At 36.3% G+C, this 11,988-nt stretch carries 11 protein-coding genes and 1 tRNA gene; 3 read left to right on the top strand and 9 right to left on the bottom strand.

Annotated features, from left to right (window positions below; translation table 11 throughout):
* Positions 1–91 precede the first annotated feature (91 nt).
* Complete coding sequence (locus tag N5J47_RS06680) at positions 92–661, bottom strand: TetR/AcrR family transcriptional regulator (RefSeq protein ID WP_279960677.1); 570 nt, start codon at positions 659–661, stop codon at positions 92–94.
* A 106-nt stretch (positions 662–767) separates the two neighbouring features.
* Between N5J47_RS06680 and N5J47_RS06675 the strand changes: the two genes are divergently transcribed.
* On the top strand, positions 768–1,553 hold the full coding sequence (locus N5J47_RS06675) for an SDR family oxidoreductase (protein ID WP_279960676.1): 786 nt from the start codon (positions 768–770) through the stop codon (positions 1,551–1,553).
* A 31-nt stretch (positions 1,554–1,584) separates the two neighbouring features.
* Entirely contained in the window at positions 1,585–2,190 is a 606-nt protein-coding gene (locus tag N5J47_RS06670; RefSeq protein ID WP_279960675.1) for a nitroreductase family protein, read from the top strand.
* 440 nt (positions 2,191–2,630) lie between these two features.
* Here the strand turns inward: N5J47_RS06670 and N5J47_RS06665 are convergent, their stop codons facing one another.
* The 3 genes from N5J47_RS06665 to N5J47_RS06655 all read right to left on the bottom strand — a co-directional run bounded on the left by N5J47_RS06665 (position 2,631) and on the right by N5J47_RS06655 (position 5,228).
* Positions 2,631–3,728 (bottom strand): DUF6670 family protein, encoded by a 1,098-nt coding sequence (locus N5J47_RS06665; protein WP_279960674.1) that lies wholly within the window; start codon positions 3,726–3,728, stop codon positions 2,631–2,633.
* A 176-nt stretch (positions 3,729–3,904) separates the two neighbouring features.
* Complete coding sequence (locus N5J47_RS06660; RefSeq protein WP_279960673.1) at positions 3,905–4,354, bottom strand: limonene-1,2-epoxide hydrolase family protein; 450 nt, start codon at positions 4,352–4,354, stop codon at positions 3,905–3,907.
* A 19-nt stretch (positions 4,355–4,373) separates the two neighbouring features.
* Complete coding sequence (locus N5J47_RS06655) at positions 4,374–5,228, bottom strand: metal-dependent hydrolase (protein WP_279960672.1); 855 nt, start codon at positions 5,226–5,228, stop codon at positions 4,374–4,376.
* A gap of 195 nt (positions 5,229–5,423) precedes the next feature.
* On the opposite strand from N5J47_RS06655, the gene N5J47_RS06650 reads away from it, so the two are divergent.
* Entirely contained in the window at positions 5,424–6,092 is a 669-nt protein-coding gene (locus N5J47_RS06650) for a TetR/AcrR family transcriptional regulator (protein WP_151798729.1), read from the top strand.
* A gap of 681 nt (positions 6,093–6,773) precedes the next feature.
* Here the strand turns inward: N5J47_RS06650 and N5J47_RS06645 are convergent.
* From N5J47_RS06645 to N5J47_RS06625, 5 genes are all read right to left on the bottom strand, one after another.
* Positions 6,774–7,751, bottom strand: a complete 978-nt coding sequence (locus tag N5J47_RS06645; RefSeq protein WP_279960671.1) for an oxidoreductase — start codon at positions 7,749–7,751, stop codon at positions 6,774–6,776.
* Between the two features lie 77 nt (positions 7,752–7,828).
* Positions 7,829–8,473, bottom strand: coding sequence for a TetR/AcrR family transcriptional regulator (locus tag N5J47_RS06640; protein ID WP_279960670.1), 645 nt, complete (start codon positions 8,471–8,473; stop codon positions 7,829–7,831).
* A 372-nt stretch (positions 8,474–8,845) separates the two neighbouring features.
* Positions 8,846–9,736, bottom strand: a complete 891-nt coding sequence (locus N5J47_RS06635; RefSeq protein ID WP_279960669.1) for a site-specific integrase — start codon at positions 9,734–9,736, stop codon at positions 8,846–8,848.
* Positions 9,737–9,886: 150 nt separating this feature from the next.
* Positions 9,887–9,963, bottom strand: a tRNA-Val gene (locus N5J47_RS06630).
* 35 nt (positions 9,964–9,998) lie between these two features.
* A complete protein-coding gene (locus N5J47_RS06625) occupies positions 9,999–11,987 on the bottom strand; it encodes a DUF3488 and transglutaminase-like domain-containing protein (RefSeq protein ID WP_279960668.1) in 1,989 nt (662 codons plus the stop codon).
* Position 11,988: the final 1 nt, after the last annotated feature.

The following is an 11,988-nucleotide window of genomic DNA, read 5'->3' as shown; positions in this document are numbered from 1 at the left end:
TGTTTTAGCCTGAATCGAATCAAACTATTTAGGCTAATTATGATGATAATGATTCTGAGATAAAACACTTGATTAAGAAAGCATCCACAGATTATTCAGCTATAAATTTTATTAAATCCTCTTTACAATTGAACAATATTTCATCTGATAAACGCGTATTATCAGGGCATGCCCGAGACAATACTACGGCCCCAACCGACTGAGATAAGATACAAATCGCTTTTTTTCGAAGCTCAGCATCTTCGTCAGTAGAATGTGTAGCAAGTTCATCCATAATAAATTGCAGTAAATGTTCGATACCATTTTCAAACTCTTGTTTGACTTGCTCAGGTTGCCTTGCCGCATCACAGGATAAAGCGGCCAAAGTACAGCCTTGATCAGCATGATCTCGATGCTGCCTGGAAACATATAGTTGAATAAATTGTTTCAAGCTTAGCCCATCAATTTGTTTTAAAACTTGTTCAACACCATTTTTTACACTAATTTGAATTAGGTCTAGTTTAGAACTGAAATGCTTATAAAAACCGCCATGTGTGAAACCTGCACTGGACATCAATTCAGCAATTCCAATGCCATCATAACCTTTGCTTTTAAATAGCTCAGTCGCCTTAGTCACAATCTTCTCACGATTTTCTTTAACCTGAGTCTTGGTCACTTTCATTGGCAATGCTCAACATGGATAGCAATAATTCGATTATACATTGATTATGATTGACATCAAAAAAATACAGGTTTAGATTACAATCATAATCTAAAGAGAAGCAATTATGAATAAACATTCTAAAGCACTGGTAACAGGCGCATCTTCAGGTATTGGTGCAGTCTATGCAGATCGTCTGGCAAAACGCGGGTATGATTTAATTCTAGTAGCAAGAGATCAAAGCCGATTGAAACAAATCGCGCAAAAAATCCAACAACAATATGGCGTCCAAGTTGAAGTCATGGCTGTCGATTTATCTAAAAATGAAGATGTAATATCAATTGAAAACCGACTCAAATCCGATCCTCAAATTAATCTACTGGTCAATAACGCAGGAATTAGCGTTAGTGGTCAGTTTTTAGAACAGGATTTAGAACAAATTGAGAAACTGATTTCTTTAAATATCTCAGCGTTAGTCCGCTTATCTCACGCAATTCTACAAAGATTAATCCCTCAAAACGCGGGTGCTATTATTAATCTTGGATCAGTAGTTGGCCTTGCCCCAGAGTTTGGTCTGACTGTCTACGGGGCAAGTAAATCATTTGTTGAATTTTTTAGTCAAAGCCTGAGCTTAGAACTCAAAGAAACCAATGTTTATATTCAGGCTGTGCTCCCCTCTGCGACAAAAACCGCAATATGGGAACGTTCAGGTGCCGATATCAGTCAAATGCCTCCAATGATGGATGTGGATCAACTTGTTGATGCAGCGTTGATTGGCTTTGATCAACGCGAAACAATAACAATCCCTGTTTTAAAAGATGAAAATTTGTGGAAAACTTATCAAAATTCACGTTTAAAACTTTTACCTAACTTTTCCTCAAGCGAAGTCGCACTTCGCTATCAATGCCAATAATTTTTCCAAAAAAGATTCAAGGATATCATGTATGAATGTAATCGATGCAATTCAACAACGCCGTGCCATTAAACGCTTTGACCCAGACTTCAAAATCTCGGATACAGATAAAAAGAACTTATTAAGCAGTGTCATGGAAAATGCACCGAGTGCCTTTAACCTTCAGCACTGGCGACCCGTGCTAGTTGAGAATGTTGAATTAAGAAAGCAGATAAGAGCAATTGCCTGGGATCAGCCACAAGTTACAGAATCATCATTATTAATTGTTTTATGTGCAAAAGTCAGTACTTGGGAAGTTGATGCGAAGCATGTATGGGATGGGGCTTCTCCAGAAGTTCAAAATATTATGGTTGGCGCAATTGACCAATATTACCGTGACCGTCCACAAACCCAACGTGACGAAGTCATGCGTAGCGCGGGTATCTTTGCTCAAACGTTGATGTTACTTGCTCAAGAACATGGTTTAGACAGTTGCCCTATGGATGGTTTTGACTTTGATGCGATGGCAAAGCTCATTAACTTACCTGAAGATCATGTAGTGTGTTTAATGATTGCTGTTGGTAAATCAGCATCGCAACCTTACCCGAGAGTTGGAAAATTGCCTTATGACAACCTCATTACGATTGATTCATTCTAGTCTGTTTTAATGATCTTTAGATTATCATTCTGTCTTCAGATTGATCAGATGGTGTTATCAATAAACTCAAATTCTAAAGGATTTGAGTTTATATCTTAATCAAGATATGCATACTAAAACTCAAATTTATCCAATCTTGCCCCTTTGCCTTTCAGAATATCCTTAGTATGGATCAAAGAGAGTATCCTGATTTTGCTCTGATCTTCGCTCATCCATTTAGAGCTCCTCAACAATTTCAATCTCACCTTAAAGATGGAATTGCCATAACTTTGTATTATCATAAAATCCAAAGCTTCTTTATAAAATCCTGCAGAAAGTTTAACTCATACACTTACAGAGAGTCTGTAAAAGGGATTATAGAAAAACAGCTAAATAGTGAATTAATTTGAATCACTTTCAATTTATCCAAAATTATTAATTTTAAATCAGTCACATAAAGATTATCGTCTATCAATATATTCTAAATACCCCCTACCACTAACTTTTTGGTCACAAAACTCCCCTTGCCACTGATAAGCAGAAACAAATCCAGCTGCTAAACCATAACAATATTCGGTATCAACATTTGCTTTAATATCTAAAATTTTCTTATCGTTATGATATGCAGTCCATACAAAACTTTTTGGAACATCCATCAAGAAACCATCAGGCGTAATTTTAGGCTTATGCTGTAATTCCATTACCTCAAAATGAGCTTCGCCATTATATTGTATTGATATACCATCAACATGACGGTAATAAACAGATGTTATGATAGGCTGATCTTGATAACAAACAAAAACTAGTAAAAGCTGTTGTTTTTCATCAATATTAATTACTTGGTAACTAAAAATCTTCACTGGTAGCTGAATATTATCAACTAACCAAGTATTCCTTAATAAGGATGTAGAAACTGCTTTCCATGACTCTAACGTACATATTCCGTCAACATTTTTTTTAATGCCTTGTTGTGTAATACATCCCGTGTAACGCATAAGCGTACTGAAATGCTTATAAAGTTCACTATGTGCAAACCAAGTAATTGCTTGAGTTGGTTCAAGTGTTAATTCAACTTTTAAATCATCACGATATGTTTCTAATAAATAATTGTTCCCATGCTGAGTCAAAGATGTGTGATTTTTAAATTGAACTGCAAAGGGTTTTCTTTGAAACGTTAAATCACGTTTAATCGAATACGTTTGATAAGCATCATCTGAAGTAGATAAAGCGGTTCCATGTACCAATGATGCCGTATCCCCTTTTCCATCCGGAGATATTTTGTATTCTGAATCCGTTATAGCAAAACCAATATAACCGATTACGGATGCCCACGATAAATACCTGAATGGTTCAGGCAAGTCAGGTACCATAATTCCATAATGCGTACTACCAAAACGTTTGTAATACACATGCGGACTAAGTTCATATTCCCTTGGTAATAAAACCTGTTTTTCAGGTTTTACAACTCCGATTAAAGCCCCTGCCGTTTGAGCAATCTTTTGATTAATCTTATCTTTGATTTTTCCTGATGACATTTTACTTGATACGAGAACTTTCATAGAACAACTCAACTCTTTTCTTTCTAAAGTTCCATTTTAGAACTTATTAAATAAGATAAAATATCATTTTGGGACTTTGTTCGCAAAAACACTATCAGCCAAATACACTACTTATTTTTAACCTTAAAGATACACAACTACCAAAAGTCAAAAATTTCAAAAAATATCTTAAAAATCTATATCTTGGGACGTAAACCAGTTATTCCTATCCCGAAAACTCCTCTGAGCAACCCCTGGCTCACATTTAACCAATCAAAATAATCACGCCATAAAATTATTTTTCCATTCTCCACTTTAAATGTGCCACATACCCAAAATCCAATATGCAATGGTCCAATTTCTACAATATCTGTACGCTCGGTGAGTACAATATTTTCTTTTGCTACGATTTGATGATTTTTAACTTGTAACTTTCTTGAGCTACTGAGCGCAAGTTTGATTAAACCAGCAACCCGTTTTCCACCTCTAAAAGTCGGTAAAGAAACATTTGTATAAAGCACATCTGAATGAAGGAGTTCTCTAATCACATTATGATCTTGTTCAACCAAAGCAGTCAGAAATCGTTCTACAACTTCTTCTGATTGTGCTTGAATATAACTTGCATCAATATTTGATGTGGTTTTCATTTATGTATTTCCCTAAGATTTAAATTTTTAGATCCAAACGTTGCTGCCAGAGTTTTTCTAAAGCCTTGGTATCATGATCAAAAGGATGAAAATCAGGTCGATAATAATCTAAAAAATCTTTAACGGTTTGTAAGGTTAATAATCCTCGATGACCGACTCCCTGTTTGAGGAACTGCGCTATACCTTTCAGAGAAAGCATTCGATCTGCTTTAAGCAATCGTCGTGTGTTATTTGCAATTAAGAAAGTTAAAATACTGCCTGCGAAGGTCATATAAAAAATACGTGATACATATCCCCCGCCTGAGGCGACATATGCATCAAAGAATACTGCTTTATGTTCATTTTCTTCAACTGCATGCCAAAGCCATAGTTCAGCAACTGGACCAACTAAACGATTATTCCAATGATCATTGCGTAAAAGTTCAGCCCCTAAGGTTGCGGTAATATGTTCAATCGCACACCCAATTGACATGATATGCATACTTGGCAATATTTTTTGCATTATGGCGTACAAGGCTTTAACTTCATTCTGTAATTTATCGATATTAATCTGCTGTTCATCAGCATAACGATTAAATGCCAAATGCTCTTTAGCATGCATGGCTTCTTGTCCGATAAAAGCACTGATTTCTGCTTGAAGTAGAGGATCATCAATTTTGTCCCGAATATTTCTCAAAGCTTCTATTAGCATCAATTCCCCCTGAGGAAAAATAGCGGACATTGCATTCATCAAATGGGTGAAATAAGCATCATTATCAAACCAATAACGCTTTGAACTGGTGAAATCAAAACTTAAGCGTCTGACAGGGAAAGAAGCTTTCAAACGATGTGCTGTGGAAGATTGACTAATTTTAATAGCTTCTAAGGTAGACATATTATTTCCAATTCACAAAAGTACTTATTGGTTCTTTTGTAGTTTGCTTTGCATTCTTAGTCAATCAATATTTTTCATCCAATTGAAACTTATATATTTATTTTTCAATTGAAGATTGTTTAAACAAAACAATCTTGAGCAATAAACGGGTTAATGATAGCTTTGCTAAGATTAAAAATTTGTAGAAGATTTAGTGTGGAAAAACTTTCTGGTGCTTACGATACTCAAGCTGCAGGCTTACCCAGAGGCCGTACCAGCCTCTTAACCGAAGAAACACGTGAAAAGCAACGTCGACGTTTAGTTAAAGCAGCAATTAGTGTATTCGCTGAAAAGGGGTTTGCTGCCACAACGATTGCTGACATTGTTAAAACAGCACGAGTATCTAAACAGGCATTTTATGAAATATTTGAAAATAAAGAAGATTGTTTTCTTGCCGCTGATGATTTAGGTCGAAAAGCCTTGTATGAACAAGTGCTTACGGATATCAAAGCTCAGGGGAGCAACGGTGATCAATGGATCAGGTCCTCTCTACGTGCCTATTTACAACTGTGTGTTACTGAACAGGACTTCACTAAGGCATGGGCAATTGAATTCCCAAAAGCTGGGAGTCGATGTTTAGAGCAACGCAATTTATTTTTTTCAGAATTAGGAAAAAGACTTAAATTAATTCATAGTGCTATTAAGATCAAACAACCTGAATTGTGGGTAGCTGTTCCTGATTTATTTTATGATGCTGCGATTGGCGGAGCTTATGAAATTATTTTTCGTTATATCTGTCAAAATAAATTTGATGAACTGTTAAATATTGAAGATGATTTAGTTGATTTTATTAATTTCTCGATCGGTTATAAACAAAATATATAAATATTATCAAAATTATTGATACAATAAATCAAGTCTAAAGTATGACTTGTAAAATTAAATCATTTAATTGTTTTACTTAAATTTAGCACCATTAATGAAGTGCTGTAATTAAAATTTTTAATAGATATTTTTCAGCTAAATAACTAGCAAACTGGATATGTATTTTATTATAAGTATACACGACCTAAAAACCATCAATTGATATATTATAACATATCATTTATTATATTTATGTCTACATCTTCACAAGGGAGTATTTTACAAGAAATTCAAAAGTCATACAAAGGCTGATATGGGCTCGAAGCAAAGATTGATTTTGGGTTTCTTTCATTTTGGAACCCACTCATTGAAAAACCCGCAAAAATTAGACAGGCATAACATAATCTAATTAATTATGATAAAAATTTTGAGGGAATAACTACTATATCTGTAAAGTCACTATGGCAAAAATCCTTAAAATAATACTGAAACTTAAGTGTCTTTTTCATCAAAGATCCACCAGTTAACTCCACCAGTACTTGATAAATGCTGTGTCTTGTACATTTATATAAGTACTGGTCATAATTTAAATAACTCTATTGACTAAAAATTAAATAAAGGGAATGAATTGACTAATGGGAATATCCTCATCTAAAAAATGAGATCTACGCCAAATCTCATTTTGAAAATCCACTTTAAAAATTATACTTTTACAACAATCCTACCTCTTATTTTTCCATCTAAAATTTCATTTGAAATATTTACAGCATCTGTTAACTGAATTTCAGTCGTTACTGTTTCCAGTTTTATTTTATCTAGTTCTTTAGCTAAACGCTCCCAAGCTTCTTTTCTTAGCTCGATTGGTGCCATAACACTATCAATTCCATATAAGGTAATCCCTCTCAGGATAAATGGAGCAACTGTTGCAGGAAAATCCATTCCACCAGCTAAACCACACGCAGCGACAGCACCACGATATTTTGTACTAGCACATGCATTGGCTAAAGTATGACTACCCACAGTATCAATTACACCTGCCCAAATTTCCTTATTTAGCGGCTTTCCTTGTGAAGATAATTCAGCGCGATCAATAATTTCACTCGCACCTAAATAGGTTAAATATTCTGATTCTTGGGGTCTACCAGTTGATGCTGTAATCTCATAGCCAAGATGACTCAAAATAATAATGGCAATACTACCCACTCCGCCATTTGCACCCGTTACTAAAATTTTTCCATCACTTGGTTTGATTCCATGCTTTTGCAAAGCCATGACACACAGCATAGCTGTATAACCTGCTGTCCCAATAATCATCGTATCTTTAAAAGAAAAAGCAGAAGGTTTTTGTATGAGCCAATCACCTGAAACAGTCACTTGTTCAGCTAATCCGCCAGAGTATTTTTCCCCAACACCCCAACCATTTAATAGAACTTCATCTCCTTGTTTCCATGCTGGATGTTCTGATTCAATTACAACACCTGAAAAATCGATGCCTGGTGTTAATGGAAAACTGCGTACTACTGGCGAACGCCCAGTAATGGCTAAAGCATCTTTATAATTTAATGTTGAATATTTTACTTCAACTCTAACCTCTCTTTCCTGCAAAGGATTTGGAGTAATCTCAGCAACTTTTGAGACATAACCAGCGTCATCTTTAGTGATTAAGATACCTGTGTACATAAAACATCCTCTTTATTTAATTAGACCTATCGACTAGAATTGATTAAAAAATAAATGCATTTTCTGCATTTTTTTAATCAATTTCTTACACTATTAAACTGTTCTACGCCCAATGTAAACAAGCGAAAAAATGCTTCTAAAGGACTCGTAGATTTGATTAAACGTGCTCTAAGAACGGCACCTTCCCATCCAATCCAAAATTGGTAAGCCATTTCCTTACAATCTGTTAAGCTATATTGAGAGTAAAATTCATGTAAACAGTCAGAAACCATTTTCTGCCACACCTGAAAAATACTTTCTATTCGATCAATAATTTCAGGCGCTAAATAAGAAACCTCTTGCCCTAAATTACCGAGAATACAGCCTCGCTTATAATCATATTTTTGTAACTTTTCTCCAGCGTCTTTTACAAAGTTTTGTAGTTTTTCTACTGGGGGAAGATCTGGTTGGCTTAAAAATTTATTCAATCGTCTCGCAAAATAAATTTCGTAGGCCTTTAAGACTTCTAAAATAAATGCTTCTTTGTTCTCAAAATAATGGTAGAACGAACCTTTAGGAATCTGAATAGGCTTCATGAGATCATCTAGGCTCATGGCATTCATTCCCCGTTCTGTAAGCAATTCAATACCACGACGTATTAATACGTCTTTCGTATCTGCATAGTTGCTTCCATGTTTAGTGGGCCGACCACGTGGTCTTTTAGGTAAATTTGAATAGTTCATATTTATAAAATAGACTATCTATCTAGAAATAGCAATGCTATTCGATCTTATACCATGGTAGGAGTTTAGATTAGCTGAATCTTACAACAACTCTAGAAATTTTAAGTAACTTACTAGTTAAAACTAAAATAACAAAGTCAAACTCCATATTTTCATACTTAAAAAAAAGCAATCATGTCATTCAGATAAGAAGTGTCACGTTTATAGGGCTGGCTATAGATATAAATCTGTTTGGGTGTATAGACCTTTTGATTTTGGAAGATCTCTCCATTAAAGACTTTTAAATATGGATATTGCTGAAAAACTTTTTGGGTTTTGCTTCTGTTCTGATCGGGCAAGTATCTCAACTGGCAATTTACGCTTGTTCACAAGTCAAGTAATAGCTTCATGCCGTGTATCATGGAAATGAACAATATTATGTAGTTCAGTTTTTTCAATTGCCCTTTGCCAAACTAAGCGAAATGAATTTGAGTTGTGAGGAATTAATTTTACTCGGTCAGTGTGAGGAACCAGGTCAAGAAGTTCACGGGCTTCTTTTGATAATGGCACATCACGAGCATCACCATTTTTAGTGATCGGTAAGTGTACATAATCAGCGTGAATATTATTGCAAGTAATTCCTACAATCTCCCCTTTTCGCATCGCTGTTTCTATCGCAAAAAGAAAAGCCCAAGCAACATACTGCCGTGGCGTTTTAGGTGTAGTACCAATTTTATAATTAAGTGCTTGAAGTATGATTTCTATTTCACTTGGACTTATTAATCGGTTGCGAGATGGGGGCTTTTCAGGTTTTACTACTTGAGCAAATGGATTTTCTTTAATCATGAAAAGTTCATTTTTAGCATAATTAAACACAGAAGTGTACAGGCACATTTGTCTATGTACCGTTCCAGATGTGACATCCTTTAAACGTTTATCTCGCCAATTCTTTATGTCAATTGGTTCAATTTCATATATTGATTTTTCTGCAAGATCACCAAAATACTTTTTAAATGTTTCTTTTTTTATTTGTTGCTCAATGAAAGATTTGCCTCTTTTCTTACAACCTTCTTCATCATAGTATTTTTGACAAAGTCCATAGAATGAAAAATAAGGTTTTTGTTCTTGAGTTTTTTTAGGATCATACTCTGCTTTCATCTCAAGCAGACGTATAGCAGCCCATTGCTCACATTCACGAGCAGTATCTCTAGTTGCGGTATCACGAAGATTTTTATAACGGACTTGGATACACCAAGCATTGCCACGCTTCACTGGTTTTTGCATAAAATCACCTTGGTGTCGTTGCAGCACCAACACAGAAAACCAAGTAAAAACTTGGTGTCCATTTGGTGCTAAAACGGAAATAATAAGGTGTTTTTGACGAAAATTTTGATGATTTTAAACCATCAAGCTGACCAATTTAGCATTAAAATTTGGTAGGTATATCCAGACTCGAACTGGAGACCTCTACGATGTCAACGTAGCGCTCTAACCAACTGAGCTATACACCTAGAATGACAAGCATAATATTCATTTTTCAGCGTATTCACAAGTTTTTTTGGGACTGTTTGAGTGCAATCGCGCAGTCTTTAAGCAACTTCCTGAATTGATGAATATCAGAACCATCCTTTTGTTCTAAAAACACGATTTTTTGATATAACACAATCACTTGTTCAAATGATTGTTGATCCTCAACAAGTAACGACAAACGTTTGATCCAGCTATGGAAAGTTTCAGCAGGATATTTTTGCAAATGTTTCGGTAACTGTTTTTGAAATTTAAAAATGATACGTTGATATTGCTCTTGGCGTCTGCTTTGTCTCCACCAATAAAAACCAACGTAGAGCATTAAAACACCACCTATTCCTAAAATGAGAACCACAGCAGAGCCATAGCTTGAATCCAGCCCCAGTCGAGCTAACCAGTTTTTTTGTTTTTCGGCATCATAACCCACGACTTTGCTTTGCCATTGATAACTTAGGTAATCGCTCCAGATACGCATATTTTTTAATAATTTAAACTGCTGTACACGCCAAGCCTGTGTTTGGTTATCGCCCCAAACTGTTTGATCTTCTGCCAGATAATCCTGCATCCCAGCATCAATCCGTTGTGGGGCAATCATTGCAGTCGGGTCGATTCTTTTCCACTTACCATTGAGATAAACCTCACTCCAGGCATGTGCATCCAGTTGGCGAACCTCCCAACTTTGACCATCAGGCGCAAGTTGTCCGCCCTGATAGCCTGTCACCACTCGTGCAGGTATCCCCACATAACGCATCAACATGACAAAACTGGAGGCATAATGTTCACAAAAACCTTTTCGGCTGGAAAATAGGAATTGATCGATACGATTCCCCCCCAAAGTGCCAGGTGTCAGGGTATAGACAAAGCCATTTTTACGATACCAAGACAGCACTGCTTGAATGTATTTTTCAGGTTGCTGTTGGTTCTGCTCAAACAACTCATGTGCCAATTGCTGGGCTTTTTTATCACTGCCCTCTTTAAACCTGATATTGAATTCAAGTTGACGTGGTGACAAAGAAACAGCTTCTGTTGATGTTCGTCCCAACCATTGCATTTGAATGGGTTGATTACGTTTAATCAATCGGGTTGGTCGAATACTATCATCCTGATAAAGCTGTAAATAACGTCCCTGAGGAACTGAATATTCCAAACCCATAATCCAGTTTGCCTGTTCATCGGCAGGCAGATATTGGTACGGCACACTATGCGAGGTAGACTGTATATTTTTGATTTGCTGATTAAAAAAACTACTGGTCCAGGTGGTGCCATCATATTCATCCAGCACCAAAGCACGCCAATATAATTCATTGCGACTTGGCAACTGATACATATTTGCGACCACACGAAAAGCCAAAGCCGAGGACTGCGAAAGCTCGGCAATATCCCCAGGTGACATGCGGTCACTGATGCCTGTGGTTGCCCGATCTTTCTGAATTGGAATTGACCACAGAGGGGGCAGACGCGGGAAAAAGACAAACAGTAAAATAAAGAACGGCGTTGCTATACCCACAAACTTAAAAATCTGCTTAATGTCCTGTTTCAACTGGTTTGAGGATATTGTGTTGTTGCTAAATAAGCTGGTCTGAATCCGATACAATCCCATCAAACACATCACAAATGATGCGAATACAAGTACCGCCATCCAGAATGCCTGACTGTGCAACAGTAAGCTTGCACTAACGAATAAAGCAAAGTTGAACACGATCAGTAGATCACGGGTATTTTTAGCCTCCAGACTTTTGGCAAATAAACAGGTGCTTAAAAAAGCGACACCTGCCTCCACACCCAACAAGGTCTGATAGTTGATATAAATCAGCCCTAATGATAGTAAGGTAAACAATATCAAAACCAGTTTAGGAAATGGATTGATCCTGTGTTTGCTATATCGCCAGACCAGTGTTAACCAGACAACGCCCCATAACCCACTTAGGGTAACTGGAATAAAGGGGACTTGCCCCATCAAGATACATGCCAGCGCAGCCAAAATACAGAAATAGATTTGTTTGGTCATC

Origin of the sequence: Acinetobacter sp. GD03645 (genome assembly GCF_029845285.1) — a bacterium.
Lineage (GTDB): Bacteria > Pseudomonadota > Gammaproteobacteria > Pseudomonadales > Moraxellaceae > Acinetobacter > Acinetobacter corruptisaponis.
The sequence above is the reverse complement of the archived record's forward strand: the minus strand, read 5'-3'. Positions and strand labels throughout refer to the sequence as shown.

What these genes read in the sequence shown, in the direction of transcription:
- N5J47_RS06645 (WP_279960671.1), bottom strand. Translation starts at nt 7,751, where the DNA reads ATGTACACAGGTATCTTAATCACTAAAGATGACGCTGGTTATGTCTCA.
- N5J47_RS06660 (WP_279960673.1), bottom strand. Translation starts at nt 4,354, where the DNA reads ATGAAAACCACATCAAATATTGATGCAAGTTATATTCAAGCACAATCA.
- N5J47_RS06680 (WP_279960677.1), bottom strand. Translation starts at nt 661, where the DNA reads ATGAAAGTGACCAAGACTCAGGTTAAAGAAAATCGTGAGAAGATTGTG.
- N5J47_RS06675 (WP_279960676.1), top strand. Translation starts at nt 768, where the DNA reads ATGAATAAACATTCTAAAGCACTGGTAACAGGCGCATCTTCAGGTATT.
- N5J47_RS06665 (WP_279960674.1), bottom strand. Translation starts at nt 3,728, where the DNA reads ATGAAAGTTCTCGTATCAAGTAAAATGTCATCAGGAAAAATCAAAGAT.
- N5J47_RS06635 (WP_279960669.1), bottom strand. Translation starts at nt 9,736, where the DNA reads ATGCAAAAACCAGTGAAGCGTGGCAATGCTTGGTGTATCCAAGTCCGT.
- N5J47_RS06670 (WP_279960675.1), top strand. Translation starts at nt 1,585, where the DNA reads ATGAATGTAATCGATGCAATTCAACAACGCCGTGCCATTAAACGCTTT.
- N5J47_RS06625 (WP_279960668.1), bottom strand. Translation starts at nt 11,987, where the DNA reads ATGACCAAACAAATCTATTTCTGTATTTTGGCTGCGCTGGCATGTATC.
- N5J47_RS06640 (WP_279960670.1), bottom strand. Translation starts at nt 8,473, where the DNA reads ATGAACTATTCAAATTTACCTAAAAGACCACGTGGTCGGCCCACTAAA.
- N5J47_RS06655 (WP_279960672.1), bottom strand. Translation starts at nt 5,228, where the DNA reads ATGTCTACCTTAGAAGCTATTAAAATTAGTCAATCTTCCACAGCACAT.